Source organism: Nostoc sp. DedQUE07, assembly GCF_034530975.2.
Lineage (GTDB): Bacteria > Cyanobacteriota > Cyanobacteriia > Cyanobacteriales > Nostocaceae > Nostoc.
The window spans coordinates 1-18,702 of the sequence record NZ_JAVRCC020000009.1; the positions used below are offsets into that span (position 1 = coordinate 1).

An 18,702-nucleotide genomic window follows, 5' to 3' on the forward strand; every position below is an offset into this window, starting at 1 on the left:
GGCAACGATACGATTGTTGGTAATAATGCCAATAATGTTCTCAGCGGTGGAGCGGGTAATGACTTCATCGTTGGTGGTTATGGCACTGACGTACTCACAGGTGGTGCTGGCGCAGATAAGTTTGTCTTCAATAGCAAATTTGAAGGTATCGATATCATCAAAGACTTCGAGTGGAAAGAGGGTGACAAAATCCAGATTTCCAAGTCTGCATTTGGTGCTAGCTCTAACAACCAGTTCAGCTACAACAGCACTAATGGTGACTTATTCTTCGCAGGGTATCAATTCGCCACCATTGAGAACAAGCCTTCTTTCTTCTCAGTTAATCTAGATGTTGTGCTGGTATAAATCTTTTCCTTTTATTCCATATCTTCATACTTCGGTCAATTAACTTGAAAAAGGTAGGGATACGATCGCATCCCTACCTTTTTTGGTTATCTTTAAGTTCAAACATCAGAGCGATCGCTTTGGTCTGTCAATGCTTTATTTTGTAACAAAATCTGTAACAGCAATGCCATTTTACTTAGTACTCGTCTAAATTGATGAGAAATCTACGGGATATCCCTGAATAAAAGGGTAATGTTGCTCAAAGATATACGAGATTATCAAATTCTATTTCTCGGCTTATTTCTAGTCTTGGGAATCGGTACACGAGATTGGACGTTGCGACCAGAGTTGATTGGGGTAGCGATCGCCACAAGTCTAGCAACTCAATGGATATTGTCATTAGTCACTTGTACTGAGCGTAGTCGAAGTATTAGTCATTGGTCATTAGCAAATGACAAAGGACAAAGCCTAAATCTTCGCAGTGCTTTAATTACCTCACTGGGACTGAGTTTATTGTTGCGGGCTGACCACTGGACAACAATGGCAATAGCCGCAGCAATTGCGATCGCCAGCAAATTTATCTTCCGAGTCGGCGATAAGCATTTCTTCAATCCTGCCAATTTTGGCATTATATCTGCCTTGATTCTCACCCCCGATGCTTGGGTTTCGCCGGGACAATGGGGTGAAGAGTGGTGGTATGGGCTATTATTTCTCGGTACTGGCGGCATGATTTTGCAGCGCATCGGTCGCTGGGACACCACAGCAGCTTTTTTGGGTTCTTACTCTTTGCTAGAGGCGATTCGCAATTTCTGGCTGGGTTGGACTTGGGATGTTTATTGGCATCGATTGATGAGTGGGTCTTTACTGCTGTTCGCCCTATTTATGATTACCGATCCGCGATCGATTCCCAATTCCCGAATTGGGCGTGTAGTTTGGGCAATCTGCATCGCCGGATTGACTTTTATCCTGCGAAATTATTTCTTTGTTTCCACAGCAGTTTTCTGGGCGCTATTTGCCCTTGCACCCTTGAGCATCCTCCTAGATGTTTTCTGGTTAGCCCCAAGATTTACTTGGCAAGAAAAAGATGAGGAAGCAGGGGAAGAACTTCACTCTTGTACAGACGCGATTCATCGCGTCTCTAGTCTCTAGCACTAAAAAAATAGAGGTATAAAATAATGAAATTTTTTCGACTTTTAACACCATTATTGTTAGCAATTGTAGCTGTTTTGTGCTTTGCACCAGCAGCTTGGGCATTTTGTGGATTTTATGTAGCCAAAGCTGATACAAAACTGTATAACAAAGCTTCTCAAGTGGTTATAGCACGGGATGGCGATCGCACTATCCTAACAATGGCAAACGATTTTCAAGGCGAAGTCAAAGATTTTGCAATGGTAGTACCAGTGCCAACAGTGTTGCAAAAAGAACAAGTTCGCGTCACTGAACCCAAGATTATCGAGCGGCTAGATGCTTTTAGTGCGCCGCGATTGGTTGAATATTTCGACTCAGATCCTTGTGCCCCAGTTTACGATAGAGAATTATCAGCACCAGCGCCAGCAGCACCGAGAAGTGAGGCGGGGAATGCAAGGGGCGATGCTAGTTTGGGTGTGACGGTTGAAGCACGTTTCAACGTTGGCGAATACGACATTGTGATCCTCAGTGCGAAAGAATCTGGTGGATTGGAAACTTGGCTTAAACGCAATGGCTACAAAATCCCCAGAGGTGCGAAACAGTTACTTCAGCCTTATATTCGCTCCTCAATGAAATTCTTTGTTGCTAAAGTCAACTTAGATAAATTCGAGCAATCTGGCTATCAGTTCCTCCGTCCGTTACAAATTTCCTATCAATCACCTAAATTCATGCTGCCAATTCGTTTAGGCATGATCAATGCTACGACAGAGCAGGATTTAATTGTCTACATTCTCTCGCCCCAAGGACAAGCAGAAATCACTAACTACCGAACGGTGAAAATCCCATCCGATGCAAATATTCCCTTGTTTGTCAAAGATGAATTTGGTGAATTCTACAAATCCATGTTTCAAACTGTTTACACCAAAGAAGACAGGAAAGTTGGTTTTTTAGAATACGCTTGGGATATGGGTAGTTGCGATCCTTGTTCCGCCGAACCCCTGACTCCAGAAGAACTCAAGCAAGCAGGTGTATTTTGGCTAGATGATAATTCTACAAGTAATGTGCCAGTACCCCCTAGTTTTCGTCGTCCCTCTCCTAGAAGTAACGTCTTCATCTCTCGATTGCATGTTCGTTATACCCGCGACAAATTCCCTGAAGACTTAATATTTCAACAAACTGCCAACAGTGAATCTTTTCAAGGACGCTATGTTTTGCAACATCCGTTCCAAGGGGAACTCAAATGTCAGGCTGGCAGAGAATATAAGCAGTCTTTACCCAAACGTTTTGAACAAGAGGCGCAAACTCTAGCTAAACTAACCAACTGGAAGATCCAAGACATTCGCAACAAAATGAAGTTGAGTGTAGGTAATCTGCAATATTCTTGGTGGGAAAATGTCCTATCCTGGCTGGGATTATATTAAGGAGAGTGGGGAGTGGGGAGTAAAGTTAATTCAAAAAATACTCCTCACATAACCTCTTAGGGCGATGGAACTTATTCTAGCTGCATCCTAGCTCTTTTGTCGCTCCATCAGATGCCGCTTACGTCCCTTAATTTTTTTGCCAGGATCGAAACCACTTGTTTTGATACCATCGTTGCAGTTTCAACGCTTTGGCTATCCATGATTACCTAGACAGGTTTTACAAAATCAGGTAAGTCGTCTTCTACTCGGCGAATATAGGGATAGTTATAAGCGACAATTGTTGCCAGCATGACAAAAATTCCAACTAAATTAAATAACAAACCAATACCCCGTCCTGGGCCAACACCAATGAGTAGTCCAATACTGTTTGCTAGCAATCCATCTGGAAGTAGTAAAGGCTGAAATACATAGTCTGCTAAAGGGCCAGCCAAGAGATAAGCAAGGGGAAAAGCAGCCCAGGCGATCGCACCCCGCAACGCAAAAACCCGACCTTGAACTTTCGGGTCAACCTTAACCTGCCAAATCGAATTATGAGAGCTAATAATAATCGGAACGCTGAAAAAAGCAAAAAAAGCCGCAACAGTAATTAAGATTGCTGAAGGTTGCATACCAGCAACTAAAATCGATAAACCTAATATAAACTCAAAACATAAAACTGCATTAACTTTACGTTTAAAACCGCCCCATGTACTCATTAAAACTGCCCCAAATAACCAACCACTTCCACCGATGGAAAAAATTTGACCGAGGACTTTAGCATTAGCAAAGCTTAAAACCATTGGAGTTATCAAAACTTGTACTAAACCAATAGTGAAGTCAGTAATAAAAAAGAACATCAGCAGCGTCAATAAACCAGGACGAGCTTTAATATAGTTCCAGCCTTCAACAATATTATCTAACAGTGAAGTCTGAGAATGTTGAATATATTGGGAACTGGAAACACTAGGAAAAGGGATTGTCAACAGGGTCAATAGAGCAACAATAAAGCTGGTAAAGTCAATTAAAATAACGCCGTAAATTTTAATTATATCTACCAATATCCCAGCTAAGATAGGAGATAATAATTGTCCCGCTCCTTGAGCAAGCTGAATCATGCCATTAGCACGACTAAAATGTTTTGGAGAAACAAAAAGAGTTGGGGTTGTATAATAGGCGGGTTGTTGAAATCCTTTGCAACCAGAACTGACTGCAACTGCTAAGTAAAGATGCCAGATTTGTAACCAATCTTGCCACATTAATAGAGCAATGGAAAGAGTACAAACAGCAGAAATACTATCACTTAAAATTATTAGCCAGCGTCGATTCCATCGGTCGGCGATCGCACCCCCAAAAGGAGCAAGAATAATATAGGGAAGTTCAGCACATACATACATCAAAGAAAATTGTACTGATGAACCAGTAGTCTGATACAGCCACACTCCCAGCGCAAAGCTAGTCAATCCAGAGCCAATCAGAGAAATTAGCTGTCCAAACCAAATCACAAGGAAAGTTCGCATTTTCCCATTCCTTAACTTTTGATCTGGGGTTTTTTCCCAATTTTACTACCAGCCTGAACGTAAACTTCAAGACCTTCTAGTGAATGTTGAATTAAATCGTCATCAAAACAAATAGTTCCAGGCTCGAACAAGAGAACTAAAGTAGAACCTCCATACTGAAAATATCCTTTCTCTTGACCTTTATAAACTATGCCAGGAGTATAAGTCTGAATGATACTGCCGATAGTAAAAGCACCTATCTCTATATAGGCGATTCTGCCAAAATTATCAGAAATAAATTCTGTTACCATTCTTTTATTGAGAGAGAAAATATTACATACTTTGGCAAGCGCAAGTGGATTAACGGAGTGATATTTTCCTTGAATATATTTTGCTTGTAATGCTTTTCCTATATCAGAAAAATGGAATCGATGGTAATCATAGGGAGCAAGACGCAGACAAAGTGCTGAACCTTGGCGATAGATTTGAGCTAATTTTTCACAGTTTAGTAATTCTGCAATCGTAACAGAAGAACTTTTCACAGGAATCTGAGTTTCTGCTGTCAATTTTGGATAAACTAAAATTCTACTATCTGCTGGAGCGCAAAATATATTTGACTCGGTAGTAAATACGCGAGCATTAGGTTTGAGTCGGCGTGAGAAAAAAGCATTAAAGCTGTGATAATTTTTCAGTGGCAATTCAGTCTCTTTAATATCAATTTGATACCGACGAACAAATTTATTAATTTGGCTTTTAGTCAAAGGTAAATCTTGATATTTGCCATAAAGCCAACAAAATGTCTTGTTATTAAGTAAATAGTTAAAAATTATAAATCCAAAATAATTTTCATATAATAAACGTAAAGTTTTTTCAGCAAATATCTGCTCATAAATAATTTCTCCTGTCTGACGTTCGAGGTAATAAATTTCAGTTTTCAGCGTTTTACTTGTCATTTATTCCTAGAAGTATATGCCTACAGTACTTACCCAACCATATACAGCCGTAAGTGCGATCGCGCCGAGAGCAAATATCCCATACCAAACGCCTCGCAGCTTGAGCATTTTAAAATTGCCTACCATTGCTAGAGCTAATAGTAGGTAAACACCATCTAAGATAAACTTCATTGTTTCATCAGGTAAAGCAAATCTAGCTGTAAATGCTAGGGGAATAAACAAAGCCGCGTAAGTCACAGGTAAGCCTGTATAATATTGTTCGCTTCCTTCATTCATTAAACCTGTAGTATTAAAATATGCCAATCGTAAGGCATTTGTTGCGAGATAAAATATTAGCACTGCAATAGATAATAAATCCTTCAATCCAAAGCAGTAAGCAAAAGTTGCTGGAGCAAAACCAAACGAACAAACATCAACAATACTATCTAATTGCTTACCGACTTCAGATTGTAATTCTGTGCGGGAAATTTTTTTAGCAACCAGACCATCAAATAAATCAATTATTCCTGCATACATCATGCAGATTACAGCTTCATTATAATGCCCATGTACTGCTAAAAAAACTGAGATTAAACTCAAAACTAGCCCTGTTAAAGTTAAACTGTTAGCTAAATCAATTTGCCGTATAATTGGACTAAACATAGCGTTTTTGCAGATAATATAAAAAACTTATTTGATTACATTTTGTCAGGACGGGTTTAACGAAGATATTGCTAAAATACCCAGATTTCAGCGAAATAAGACCCGACAAGCAAATTTAATTATCTCCAGAAATACGGGAGATTCAGAAAACTATTAAAAGGTTAGTTTAAAGACTGTTTGCAATGCACAATAAAATAAAAAATTGGAATTGTAAACATTACACTATCAAACTTATCTAAAACTCCTCCAGTTACTGCTAAAACTTGACCAAAATCTTTAATTCCTGCTTCTCGCTTTAGCGAAGACGCAATCAAATCACCAGTTAATGCCATCAAAGCAACTCCTCCAGACAATAACAAAACTTGCCAAAGTCGCCATTCTGGTAACATGAAACTAAGACTCCAGCCTAAAACAAGACAAGCTAGGAGTCCTCCAATAGTTCCTTCCCAGGTTTTATTAGGACTAATCCCAGGAATTAGAGGCGTTTTTCCTAATATTTTGCCAATTCCTTGAGAAAAACCATCATTAGTTAATACTAGTAAGATGAGTAGATTAAATTCTTGATAAGCAGAGTCGGCAAGTGTTAATAAGCTGGCTAAGGGGATAGTAATAAAAACTATGCCAAAAGCTGTAGTTAAAATACCGTGCATTGGGGGTGGATGACGCAGGATTAAAATTGGTAAAGCGATCGCCACCCAAGTAGCAACGATCGCGCTGCAAAAAATAGCAAAAACATTTCCCCAAACTCCGCCCACAATCCCAACAGTTCCCAATAGCTGCAACAGCACAGGTAAAGCGATCGCGCCATATTTAATTTGCACAGTTTCTAGTAATTCTTGCCAACCAAAATAGGCTAAGAACAAAGCAACAGGGAGTAATCCGTATTTTCCTAGCCCTGCCGCAGCAATTAAAATCAATCCAATGCCGATTAAGATAGCTAATTTGAGAGCATCGTGTTTAACTTTTGTCGGGTCGCGTCGATAGATAATAGCGAAAATCATGAAAAAGAATAAAGCGATCGCTATTTCCCCCCCAGCAATAACAAGGGTTGGCAAAATTAACGGGTTGAAAATTTCCACAAATTCTCTCACTTCTTATAAGAAACTTTAATTTTGAACCTAGATATTATCCATAAAACCAAGCCTGGTAAATGGCGTTTCAGAAAAATAATTACCTTACTGTAATTGGCGATCGCTTTTTCTTTTTTCCGTTGAGAAATCGCTTGCACAATTTCTTTTGCTGCTTGTGACGGCGATATCAGCAACATTGACGGAATAGAATCTTGCCACTCTGGATGCCAAATACCTTGGTTATCTACTTGGCGAATTTCAGTAGCAACGTAGCCAGGACAAATGTGTATTACCGATACATTATCGGGCGCTAACTCCTGAGATAATGACTCGCATAAAGCCCGCAAAGCAAATTTGCTCATGCTATAAGCAGAATCACCACTCAAGGCAATGTAACTTTTCACACTACTAATAACAACTAATCTTCCCTGCGTTTTCTTCAGGTCATTTAAGGTAGCGTAAATTGTGTTGAGAACTCCAAAAATATTTGTTGCAAACAGCTTGCGGTAGTCATCCACATTTAAGTCTGCCAATTTGCCTTTTAAAGACCAACCTGCATTAGCAACAACGATATCAATCTTACCGAATTTACTTCGAGCAAGACTGACAGCTTTTTCTACTTCGCTATCTAAAGTTACATCGCAGGATATAGCTAGTACCTTCTGAGCGCTGGGGTCAATCTCTGCGGCTATAGTTGCTAATCGTTCCGTGCGTCTCGCCAAAAGCACAACCTTTGCACCTTCACGGGCAAGTTCTTTGGCAACTTCTGCCCCAATTCCAGAGGAAGCCCCAGTAATCAACGCCACTAAACCATTAAACTGACTCATATAGTTTTAGCGTCTGCACAAAAATTGCCGATCCCAAAAATGTTTTGTGGATCGTTGGCTTGTTTGATTTCTTTAATCAATTCAATACTGTCAGATGACAAAGTATTTTTGATAAATTCTTGGCGACTTTTACCAACACCATGATGATGAGAAATAGAACCACCATTTTCCATGATTGCTACTCTGATATAATGCTCGATTTGAAGAGAAATTATTTCTGGAGATTCAACTCCTTTACTATAAAAGCCAAACATAAAATATAAACAAACACCTGTATGATAAACTTGACTAATTCGGTAAGATAGATAAGATTTTCCAGGTAAATTAAACTTTTCATGCTGTTCTTTTAATATCTGGTCAACAGCATGACAAACTTGGTGAATTTGACTCCAAGAGACAGATGTTTCAAAACTTTCGCCAAGAATAAAAAAACTAGCTAAAAAATCTCGCATATAGGCAATAGCATAAGTTAGCATATAGCCTCGTTGTCCGTTTTCTGCCCCCGATGCCAAGCCTTGAAATTTTTTAGCTAACGCATATATATTAGTTTGTTGATAAGCAATTTCTTGAGCAGATCCTTCCATAACAATAGTAGCTGCTACCATTTGATAGGGATTAAAGCCACGCAGCTTTAATAAATAAAACTTTTTGAGTTTATCAATCCAGCCTTTGATATTAGTTGGCTGTGGTTTCAAGGCTTGACCGAAGCGAAATTGATTATTATCTACCAAACGAATACTAGCTGGAACAAATCCGCTATGAGCTAAACTGTATAAAAATCCTACTCCTAACTCGAAGTTAGGAAAAACGAGAGATCCATATTTTTTTACCTGGGGAATAGGATGAATTTTAATCACAGCTTTGGTAATTAATCCTAAGTTTCCCTCACTACCAAACAGGATATTTTGAATCTGCATTCCCATTGAAGCGCGGGTAATTGGTTGTATTTGTTCAATTGTGCCTTTAGGGGTAATTAGAGTAATGTTTTCTACAATTTGCTCAATATTGCCATAGCGATTTTTTTTCATTCCACTCGCATTTGTAGAAATCCAACCCCCTAAAGTCGAAAACTCTAAACTATCAGGTTCGTGACCGCAAGTAAATCCATTTTTTCTTAACTGTTCCTCAAGCTGCTGACCTGTAATTCCTGCTTGTACACAAGCGCGGAGATTATCTCTATCTATCCATTCAATTTTATTCATTCGCCGCATATCTACAGAAACTACCATTCTTTTTTCATCTTCTGGTAGCTTTAAGGCGCAGCTAACATTAGTTCCGCCACCGAAAGGAACAAGACAGATATTGTGTTCTATGGCAAGATTTATAATTTTTTGGGCATCTAACTCTGATTGGCAATAAAATACCATATCTACAGTTCGGTCTAATTTAGAGTAAAGAACTTTGTAAACTTCTTTAAAAGCACTTTGCCCATGACTGTGAAAAAGACGTTCTGGCTCGTCAAATGTGTATTGATTACTAGGAAATATATTTTCTAATTGTTGACAAAAGCTTTTATTGATATTTAAAGGGTAAATAAATTTTTCTGTTATTTCTGGTTGCTGTTCATGGGGATTAATTTCAATACCTAATTGTTCTTCTATATGGGAAATAAAATAAGGCATTTTGTAGCCTGATAAATTATAGCGATCGCCTGTCAAAGTTACCGAGCGATCGTCATTGATGATAAACTGGGTATCGGCAAACCCCCATTTATGTCCCCAAGTTTCCATAATTCACTCCTCCTCTTAAATTGTCGTGCAGTTGAGCGATCGCCACATATACATCATTAATAATTTGTTGTTGAATTTGACGAGTGTCAAGTATATTTTGTTTAGTTTGATAATGCCTGAAGTCTAAAGGTAAGCCAAAACTGACATAAATTGGATGTCGTTTGGGAAAATGTCTACCTTTAGGCAATGCTTGATAAGTTCCATGAATATAAACAGGAATGACAGGAACGTTTAAATGCAGCACTAACAATCCTAATCCCAGTTTTAGGCGTTGAAGCTCACCCGTTATCGAGCGAGTTCCTTCTGGGAAAAACAGAATTACTTTGTGTTGTTCGACAATTTTTTGACAGGAACGCAGAGAATTTAAAAAATTACCTTTGCGTTCAAAGCAAATCATGTTGAAAAAATTCTGGCACATCCATGCTTTGAATGGTTGATTGAAAAAGTAGTCTTTTGCTGCCAAGCTGTAAACATTTTTAAAATGTTTGCCTTGGGCCGCTATCACTGCTGGGCCGTCAAGATGACTAACATGGTTAGCTGCAATTATATAAGCTCTATCCTGGGGAATATTTTCTAGTCCTTGACATTTAAGCTGAAACCAATGTTGGTAAAGCAATTTACCACTTATCCAAATAATGTTTTGACCTATATTAACTAGCCAATTTAAAAGTTGATTTTCTGTCATTATTTTATCTTAGTCATTGGTCAGTAAATATTTATCAGCTATGAGTCATTAGGAAAATTTTTTCTTTGAATTTACTTCTATCTTCACAATTTTTTATAATTAGCTATGTTTGGTAATCTGATATTTACCTAGTTTTAACTTTATGAAGCTGGTTCTAAATAACCACTAATAAGGAAATACGAAAAATATATTTTAAGTAAAGCAGTATCTACAGGAGGGCAAATAATCGCAGTTTCTCTCAGCGTATTAAGAGTTTCTTGACAACTAATTTTTGGTCTTATATTTTGTTGGTATAACTCAGGAATTGTGATTTCTTCTCGCCCCCATTGTTTGCAAAAGAAAGGAATTAGAGATGTTAAAACGTTTTGGTTTGTTCGCATAGTAGCAGACAACTGTTTTTGCCACTGTTGATAAGGAATGAGTTGGATAGAATAACCTAAAGAGCAAAGCCAAGCAAACAAATCTTGCCAATGGTAAGGATGAGGATTATTCAGATGATAGCACTTGCCGATCGCTTGCTTTTGTCTAGATAAATAAACAATTCCTTGGGCTACATAGTCAACTGGAGATAAATCTAAAAAATAGTCGAGTTGAGGCATACTACCCATCTGGATATAACCCTTAATCATCCGACAAATAATATCATTGTTTTTCCAAATTCCGGTTTGACTATCCCCAGAGATAAAAGCTGACCTATAAATATTTATTGGCAATCCGCGATCGCGGGCTTCCATAACCAACTTCTCTGCTACCCATTTACTTTGAGAATATCCCAAATAAATATCTTCCCAATCAGATAGTGATTCGTTTTCATCGACTATTTTTTGGCAATAAGCTGATGACTCAAATACAGCAAAACTTGAAATGTAATGCAGGGATTTGGTTTTACTTTGGCAGGCTAATCGTAAAATTTCTTGTGTTCCTAAAACATTGCAAGGTTTCAATCGAGCATAAGAGTACACATAACTTAGTAATGCTCCACTATGATAAATACTGTCAATCTCATTTGCTAGTTTGCTAAATGTTGCTGTTGTCAAACCCAGTTGTGGCAGAGAAATATCACCCAAAACTGGTATAATTCTTGACTGGAAAGAACTATTCCACAAGTTGTAAAACTTTAAATTATTTTGCAATCTCCCTTGGGCAGTTTCAAGTTCGGATGCACGCACAAGACAATAAATTTTTGCTTGAGTTTGTTGTAATAGTTCGGATAGTAAAAAAGCCCCTAAAAAACCTGTTGCTCCGGTTAAAAAAATAGAAGTGGGTTCAGTTACCAATGAGGTAGCGGTATTTTCTGGATAAATAGTTGATTCTAAAACTGCTTCTGCGGATAAATCTATAAATTTTTCAATTTTTTGATGATTTTGAGTCATAAATTCCAGAATTTCAGCTTTCCGTTCGCTGAGAATTTTCTGAATTTCTGGAGATAATACTCCTTTCGGCGCACGCAGATGTAGCTTACCATCCTGAGCCGATAACTTAATTCCTTGTTTATTAAGCCAATCAAAAAGTTGATAGAGATTCATAAGGTTATTTCCTCTATATCACCCAAATGTTGAGCTAAAGCTTCAATAGTTGGGTAATCAATTAGTAAATCCGGTTCTAACTGGCATTCCAGAAAATCACCCAGATCGCCAGTCAAACTGACTGCGGCACTAGAATCTAATCCGTAACTATGTAAAGGCAAAGTGACATCTATTTCATCTGAAGCTATTTCTAAAGCGGTAGCTAGATATGAAATTAGCCAGGCTTGAATTTCTGCTACAGTAACCTTTGTTTTCAATACTTCTGAGGCTTTTAATGTGGAATCAATTTGTAAATTTTCAAGTTCCATTTTTTATTATTTGAAAGTTTTGTTAATTATTTTTAGCTAATTGAGAGTATTATTGTGAAATTTCATTCAGTTTTTTGAATTCAATTGCTTCTAAACTAGGATGCTTTACATCCCAAGCTAAACCTATAGCTTGTAAAGTAAAAATTACCCAGTATCCTGGATCTATTTGCCACCACTTTAAACCAAACTTTGCTGAGTTAGGAAAAGCATGATGGTTGTTGTGCCAACCTTCACCAAGGGTAAGAATCGCCAACCAAATGTTGTTTTTACTTTGGTCTATGTTTTTAAACAATCTTTTTCCATAAACATGACCTATAGAGTTAATAATGTAACCACTATTAAAGCTGAAAAAAAGTCTGAGCATTCCTCCCCAGATAAATCCTTGTAAAAAACCCAGCCAACTCCAAGTAATAATTCCCCCTAAAATCGCTGGAAGAATTAAACCTAAAATAATCCATATCCCATATAGTCGGTTGATTTTTTGATAAATAGGGTCTTGGAGTAAATCTTTAGCAAAAACAAGAGAATTGGGGAGTTCTCCATCTAATAACCAACCAAGATGGGCATACCACAAACCTTTGAGCCTCCCGCCAATTCCTTCACCGTGAAGATGAGGAGAATGAGGATCTCCAGGGCGATCGCTATATTGATGATGACATCGATGAACAGACACCCAAGAAATCACCGAACCTTGACCTGCCATAGAACCAAGAATAGCTAGAATAATGCCGATTACTGGTATACTTTTGAAAGTTTTGTGAGCAAAATATCGATGAAAGCCAACAGTAATTCCTATACCAGTCAGGATTAACATGAACAACAATAGACCTATTTTCCAAGCCGTAATACCTAATATAAAAAAATCAGCTAAAGCCGCTAGACATCCAAATAAAGATATAAAAAAAATTCCTAAAATAAAACGTCGCTTAATGTTTTCTAAATAAATACTTGATACTGAAACTTTAAGTTGAGCGGACATTTTTTACCCCTAGCAATAAGTTTAAATATAAAGTCATAATCAATAAGTGAGTGGATTTAAACCCACCAAAACAAGACCACAAAATTGTTAATTTTATGGTGAATTTAAACCCATTTATACTCTTACTAAAAAGCAAGCTACATCCGTAAATCACGCAGAATTTAATTAGATAATTCTGGTGACTAACGTCCTTATTCTTTATTTCTGATTTATAAATTTATCTTTCAGAGTAAAATTGATATTACTATAAAAGCTGCGGAATGCAATGCATTTTTATAGTTATTTACATATCTATTATTTGTAAATTTCCAGATAAAAATGCCTCTCGGCAAGCAAAGCGCTGAATTTTACCACTAGAAGTTTTAAGAAGACTGCCAGTTTTAACCAGTACTATAGTATTAATCTGTATCCCATCTTCGGTTGCAACTGCTTGACGAATATTTCTGACTACCTCTTGAACATTTAGCTTATGCAAGTAAGTACGCTCGACTTCCTGAACTACTACCAATTTCTGTTCGCCGTTTAAATCTACTACAAATGCCGCACCAGAACCGACAACTAGAGCAGGATGGCTTTGTTGCACTGTCTGTTCAATATCTTGAGGATAATGGTTGCAACCTCTAATGATAATTAAATCTTTAATTCGGCCAGTTACGAACAACTCACCATGCTGTAAAAATCCTAAATCCCCAGTTCTGAGAAAGGGGCCTTCATCTGCTAGATAAGCATTAAAAGTTTGTTCTGTTAGGTCTCGTTGCTGCCAATATCCCATAGCTACGCTTGCACCCGATACCCAAATTTCTCCTACTTTACCCTCTGGACATGGGATTTGTAACTCAGGATCGACTATCGCTATTTTCTGGTCTAATCTTGCGTAACCACAACCAACCATTTTCTGAAGATTTTCTGAAGTATTGACATCTGCAACTATTTGGTGTTTCTCTAATGCTGCTTTGTCAACTTGGCAAACACTAGGTAGAGATGTTTTCAAACCGCCAGAAACCAATAAAGTTGCTTCTGCCATACCATAACAGGGATAAAATGCTTCCTGCCGAAAACCACAAGACTTAAAAGCTGTTGCAAATCGTTCTAAAGTTTCTATACGAATAGGTTCTGCTCCATTAAAAGCTAATATCCAGTTACTCAAGTCAAGTTCTGCTTTTTGTTCTAAAGTAATTTTTTTTACACATAATTCGTAAGCAAAATTTGGCCCGCCACTGGTAGTTGCTTTGTAGCGAGAAATAGCTTGTAGCCAGCGCCAAGGTTTTTGGATAAATGCTACAGGTGACATTAAGATCGTAGGCGCACCAACATATAACGGTTGTAGCACTCCACCAATCAATCCCATGTCATGATAAGGTGGCAACCAAGACACTCCCAAACTATATGGTGTGTCTTGAAAACAACTCTGGATTAGCTGACTGTTATATAGCAAATTGCCATGCGTAATCATTACACCCTTTGGTATCCCTGTAGATCCGGAAGTGTATTGCACAAAAGCTAGAGTGTCTGGTGAGGCTTGATAGGGGATAAAATTTTCACTACTAACGATATTGTTAGTAGTTATATAGTGCAAGTTTGGTAACTGTTGATTTTGACCTAGTTGATTGCTGATATTTGCTAACAAATCAGATGTGGTGAGAACAACTAGCGGTTGAACATCTATAATAATTGCCTCTAATCTAGACTGATGTTGATTCCGCCGGGGTGGATAAGCGGGAACTGCAATTATTCCAGCATATAAACAGCCAAAGAAGGCAGCAATAAAATCAAGTCCAGGTGGGTAGAGAAGTAAAGCGCGTACGCGTAGCGCGCCGTAGGCATCGCCAGGATTTATGATACTTTGTAGTTGAGATGCGATCGCCTTTGCTTGTTGGTCTAACTCTTTATAAGTAAGCTTGGCAACTTCTGTTTCTCCGTCTTGCAGAAAAATAAAAGATGTTTTATCTGGCTCAATCAAGGCTCTTGCTTTAACAATATCAATAAAATTGGCAATCTCCAGGTTCATCCCACGTAATTTTATCAAGTATAAATATTAAAGAATTTACCAAATTATATTCAGAAAAAATACCAGCAATTCTAAATTTAAGGATTGATAAGGAATTCAGCTGACTTTTCACGGGATGTGGAACCTGGATTTGTCACCACATTCTTTCAGAGACGCTAACGCGAACGCCAACGGCATGGCAACGCACAGAGCGAGTCCGCGTACTCTGTAAGAGTTGCAAGCTAGCAAGAGCGTCTGTCTGCGACACGCTGTTCGCGAACGTAGAGAGCATCCGCAGGAGACAGGAAGAAAGAGGATTTTAGCCTACTTTACTTTTATTAACATAGTTTGATTTTTTCCACTCCTTCTACTTATCTTGACGAAAGGTAATTCTTCGGGTGTTGTTATACGCAATACTAAGATATTCTTGCTTTCTTCGCCAAGATTGTCATGGTTCAATTCGATGAACAGCTACGCCGCTTAGTTACAGAAGCCTGTGGACACCAACCTGGAAGCCCTCAGCGTCAGAAGCTGCTCACGCAAATTATTCGCTTGACAGCAAATAGACTCTGGAGGGAAAATACTCCCTACTATCAAGACGCACTACAACAAACTTGGTTGTATTTCTGTCGCAATGTTTGTGAAGGTTTGACAGGTCAAATCTACGATCCAAATTATGGCAGTGTGATCACCTGGCTGAATGCTTACCTAAAACGGAGACTACAAGACTTTTACCTTAAGCAGAACCGAGAACAAGCCACAACAGTCCCTCTGAGAATTCGTCAGTCTACATCCAGTGGAACAAGTGAAACTATCGATCCTGTAGATAACCTACAGGCTACCCCCCAAGCACCTCCGATTTTGGAAGAGTTGGAGATATGGGCGAAGACAGATTCGGATGGAGAACTGCGCGGTACTTACATTAAAGGGCGTCCAGATGTGAATTGTCAGGTGTTAATTCTCAAACGCTTACCCCCAGAAGTTAGCTGGAAAGATTTATCTGAGGAATTTAGGTTGTCAATTCCGACATTAAGCAGTTTTTATCAACGCCAATGTTTACCGCGTTTGCGTAAGTTTGCAGAATTGGAGGGATTATTATGATCGGTGCTGTTAGCGATGCTGAGATAACAGTTATCAGTTATAGCAAGGGACTGGGGATGGTGGGGCCCCCTCTGGGGATAAGGGGTAATGGGGACTGGGGACTGGGTGAAAAGCCTTTTTGTGTCTAAGTTTTATCGTCTGTTGATGTCCTAACCACCAAAGCTTGTGCTATATCAGCAAGAATCGGTTGGTAACTGGTCACTGGTCACTGTTCACTGTTCACAAGGACACGTAGTGCAAGAAAAAATACGTTCTTATTTCAACTATGGGGTTATACTCAGCACGGGCTAAACGCCCCGCTATCCATATACAGCACTCAGCACTACTGACACCAATGCACTGCCTTCTGCCTCTACCTCCTTCAAGAAACTTGTATATCTTGTAGCTTTGCTACCATTTCTGCACGCGCCGAAACCTTCAACTTCCGAAACATTCTCTTCAAAGCTTGTTTGACGGAATTTTGCGTAATCCAAAGTTTTTCTCCAATTTCTGCATTCGTTAACCCCTGTGCCACTAACTCGGCAATTTCTAACTCACGCGCTGTCAAAGGACTAACTAAAAGGGAATTGGATATTTTGGGTTTTGTTCGTAGGGTTGCCATTTTTGCTGACAAATGAATGCATAAAGCGCTCAAGTCAGCTAAATCGTTACCATTAAAAGCAGGATTTCCCTTGTCACGAGCCAAGTTAAGGGTTCCGACAAGACGACCATCGCAAACAATTGGCCCGGTCATCACGTGTTCGTGGTCGGAACGCGAACAAAAATGCTTCCAGTCTCCTGGCGATAATAATAACTGTTCGTGGGCGGGAGCATGACGCTCAACTACATAGCGTCCCACTGGATTGCTCTCTAAGCATACTGCTGGAATGCCTGGAACATTAATCTCAGTGGTTGGTTGCTCATCTAGGAGATAAATACCCCAATTTTGCACGCCAAAATGCTCGCTAATTTTATCCGTGAGAGCGAGTCTTAACTCTTGCTCATTTTGGACATTAGCGATCGCCTGAAATACAGCGTGTAGAGAATTAGCCATAAGTGTACCCAGTTGGGGACTATCCAAGCCTCAACAATTACTTCTATGCTAATACCAAGGAAACTAAAACGCTAATTACAGTAGCGACTAGGAGAAGCACATGACAGTTACACAACTCTCTGCTCAGGAACTTTTCCGGGCTGCTTATGAAAACCGCTATACTTGGGACAAGAATTTCCCTGGTTATACTGCAAATATTACCTATAAGCATGATGGTAAAGTGTTTACAGGCAAAGTTATCATCAGTGCCAATCTCAAAGCCGAAGTTTTGGATGTAGATGATGAGTCAGCCCAGAAAGCAATTCATGGTCAAGCCTGGGAGATAGCAATTCACCGCGTCCGCCGCAGCTTTGAAGACACTCACAGCGCCAATACGTTTAGTTATGGTAAAACTGACGAAACAGGTGCGGTTGAGCTTTTAATGGGTGGTAAGGCTGAGGGCGATAAATACAAAGTCCGCAATAATGAAGTCTGCCATGTTCACCGTCTAATCCACGGGACTTACGTTACCATTGACACCTTCAGCAGTCACGATACCGGGGAAGGCTACCTGTCCCATACCTATGACTCTGTGTACCATGACCCCAAAACTGGGGAACAGAAGGGCGGTAGAAGCGAATTTATTGATGAGTATGAAAAAGTTGGTGACTATTTCATCCTAAATCGTCGGGAGATTCGCACCGAGACAGCAGGACAATTTTCTACTCAGGAATTTATTTTCTCTGACATTAAATTGTTGGAACCTGTTGCTGCTTAAGCTGTATTCTGTAATCTAAAAATTAGCGATCGCTCTTGAGTTAAAGGGAGCGATCGCTTTTATTTTTTGGGCATTCCATGCGTAACTGTAGCTTCTCGTAGACATCGCTCAATCACGTTAAGATACTTAATTAGGTGTTCCTAATAAGCGTGGTAATCTACTTTATGAGTCAACTTGAAAACATTCAAGCTGAGTACGAAAAGTTCCCTGAAGCATTTGAGAGTGTAATTATTAGCACTGTGAGCGCACAAGCAATACCCAATGCTAGTTATGCTCCCTTTGTAATAGATGATTCCAAGAATATCTACATTTACGTTAGTGGTCTTTCGATTCACACCAAAAATCTTTATGCCAATCCTCATGTTAGTGTCTTGTTTATCGAGGATGAAGCTAAAAGTAATCTAATTTTTGCCCGTCGTCGTTTGAGTTTTGATTGTACGGCAACTTTGATAGAGCGTGAAACTGACAATTGGAATCAAATTGTTGAGCAATTTCAAGAGCGGTTTGGTGAAATTATCGAGGTGTTGCGCGGCTTATCTGACTTTCGGATTTTCCGATTAACTCCAAGTGAAGGTCGCTTTGTAGTTGGTTTTGGAGGAGCATATCATATTAGTGGCGATAACCTTCATCAACTTGTTCAAATCACAGGAGATGCCGAGAAAAAGCAAGGATAAATGATGAATTATGAATTGCAAGAATTCAGCATCTAGGAGTCAGAATTTAGAATTTAGAAAGAATCAAGTCTAATGGATACAG

17 protein-coding genes and 1 pseudogene are annotated in these 18,702 nt (G+C 38.9%); 6 read left to right on the plus strand and 12 right to left on the minus strand.

Annotated elements, in window-relative coordinates; genetic code table 11:
* The 3 genes and pseudogenes from RMZ95_RS09775 to RMZ95_RS09785 form a co-directional block, all read left to right on the plus strand.
* Positions 1-345, plus strand: a pseudogene (locus tag RMZ95_RS09775) (calcium-binding protein); the annotation flags it as partial.
* Between the two features lie 231 nt (positions 346-576).
* On the plus strand, positions 577-1,473 hold the full coding sequence (locus RMZ95_RS09780) for an RnfABCDGE type electron transport complex subunit D (RefSeq protein ID WP_322686850.1): 897 nt from the start codon (positions 577-579) through the stop codon (positions 1,471-1,473).
* 26 nt (positions 1,474-1,499) lie between these two features.
* Positions 1,500-2,873, plus strand: a complete 1,374-nt coding sequence (locus tag RMZ95_RS09785; RefSeq protein ID WP_322686849.1) for a DUF2330 domain-containing protein — start codon at positions 1,500-1,502, stop codon at positions 2,871-2,873.
* A gap of 206 nt (positions 2,874-3,079) precedes the next feature.
* Here RMZ95_RS09785 and RMZ95_RS09790 read toward each other — a convergent pair whose 3' ends face one another.
* The 11 genes from RMZ95_RS09790 to RMZ95_RS09840 form a co-directional block, all read right to left on the minus strand.
* Positions 3,080-4,369 (minus strand): MFS transporter, encoded by a 1,290-nt coding sequence (locus tag RMZ95_RS09790; RefSeq protein ID WP_322686848.1) that lies wholly within the window; start codon positions 4,367-4,369, stop codon positions 3,080-3,082.
* 11 nt (positions 4,370-4,380) lie between these two features.
* On the minus strand, positions 4,381-5,301 hold the full coding sequence (gene asd / locus RMZ95_RS09795; protein WP_322686847.1) for an archaetidylserine decarboxylase: 921 nt from the start codon (positions 5,299-5,301) through the stop codon (positions 4,381-4,383).
* Positions 5,302-5,307: 6 nt separating this feature from the next.
* Positions 5,308-5,943 carry a CDP-alcohol phosphatidyltransferase family protein gene (locus RMZ95_RS09800; RefSeq protein ID WP_322686846.1) on the minus strand — a complete coding sequence of 212 codons (636 nt, stop codon included), beginning with the start codon at positions 5,941-5,943 and terminating at the stop codon, positions 5,308-5,310.
* A 161-nt stretch (positions 5,944-6,104) separates the two neighbouring features.
* Entirely contained in the window at positions 6,105-7,022 is a 918-nt protein-coding gene (locus RMZ95_RS09805) for a phosphatidate cytidylyltransferase (protein ID WP_322686845.1), read from the minus strand.
* A gap of 8 nt (positions 7,023-7,030) precedes the next feature.
* On the minus strand, positions 7,031-7,840 hold the full coding sequence (locus tag RMZ95_RS09810; protein WP_322686844.1) for an SDR family oxidoreductase: 810 nt from the start codon (positions 7,838-7,840) through the stop codon (positions 7,031-7,033).
* Complete coding sequence (locus RMZ95_RS09815; protein WP_322686843.1) at positions 7,837-9,570, minus strand: FAD-binding oxidoreductase; 1,734 nt, start codon at positions 9,568-9,570, stop codon at positions 7,837-7,839. The genes RMZ95_RS09810 and RMZ95_RS09815 overlap by 4 nt, the downstream gene beginning before the upstream one ends.
* Positions 9,551-10,255 (minus strand): lysophospholipid acyltransferase family protein, encoded by a 705-nt coding sequence (locus tag RMZ95_RS09820; protein ID WP_322686842.1) that lies wholly within the window; start codon positions 10,253-10,255, stop codon positions 9,551-9,553. Before RMZ95_RS09820 ends, RMZ95_RS09815 begins: the two co-directional genes overlap by 20 nt.
* A gap of 140 nt (positions 10,256-10,395) precedes the next feature.
* Positions 10,396-11,781, minus strand: a complete 1,386-nt coding sequence (locus RMZ95_RS09825; protein ID WP_322686841.1) for a thioester reductase domain-containing protein — start codon at positions 11,779-11,781, stop codon at positions 10,396-10,398.
* Complete coding sequence (locus RMZ95_RS09830) at positions 11,778-12,089, minus strand: acyl carrier protein (RefSeq protein ID WP_322686840.1); 312 nt, start codon at positions 12,087-12,089, stop codon at positions 11,778-11,780. The genes RMZ95_RS09825 and RMZ95_RS09830 overlap by 4 nt, the downstream gene beginning before the upstream one ends.
* A 49-nt stretch (positions 12,090-12,138) precedes the next feature.
* On the minus strand, positions 12,139-13,068 hold the full coding sequence (locus tag RMZ95_RS09835; protein WP_322686839.1) for an acyl-CoA desaturase: 930 nt from the start codon (positions 13,066-13,068) through the stop codon (positions 12,139-12,141).
* 283 nt (positions 13,069-13,351) lie between these two features.
* On the minus strand, positions 13,352-15,076 hold the full coding sequence (locus tag RMZ95_RS09840; protein ID WP_322686838.1) for a fatty acyl-AMP ligase: 1,725 nt from the start codon (positions 15,074-15,076) through the stop codon (positions 13,352-13,354).
* Positions 15,077-15,505: 429 nt separating this feature from the next.
* On the opposite strand from RMZ95_RS09840, the gene RMZ95_RS09845 reads away from it, so the two are divergent.
* A complete protein-coding gene (locus tag RMZ95_RS09845) occupies positions 15,506-16,156 on the plus strand; it encodes a sigma-70 family RNA polymerase sigma factor (RefSeq protein WP_322686837.1) in 651 nt (216 codons plus the stop codon).
* Positions 16,157-16,517: 361 nt separating this feature from the next.
* Here RMZ95_RS09845 and RMZ95_RS09850 read toward each other — a convergent pair whose 3' ends face one another.
* Positions 16,518-17,189, minus strand: a complete 672-nt coding sequence (locus RMZ95_RS09850; RefSeq protein WP_322671358.1) for a LuxR C-terminal-related transcriptional regulator — start codon at positions 17,187-17,189, stop codon at positions 16,518-16,520.
* A 100-nt stretch (positions 17,190-17,289) separates the two neighbouring features.
* Between RMZ95_RS09850 and RMZ95_RS09855 the strand changes: the two genes are divergently transcribed.
* Positions 17,290-17,946: a DUF3386 domain-containing protein gene (locus RMZ95_RS09855; protein WP_322686836.1), complete on the plus strand. Its 657-nt coding sequence runs from the start codon at positions 17,290-17,292 to the stop codon at positions 17,944-17,946.
* Between the two features lie 164 nt (positions 17,947-18,110).
* Positions 18,111-18,620 carry a HugZ family protein gene (locus RMZ95_RS09860; RefSeq protein WP_322686835.1) on the plus strand — a complete coding sequence of 170 codons (510 nt, stop codon included), beginning with the start codon at positions 18,111-18,113 and terminating at the stop codon, positions 18,618-18,620.
* Positions 18,621-18,702 lie beyond the last annotated feature (82 nt).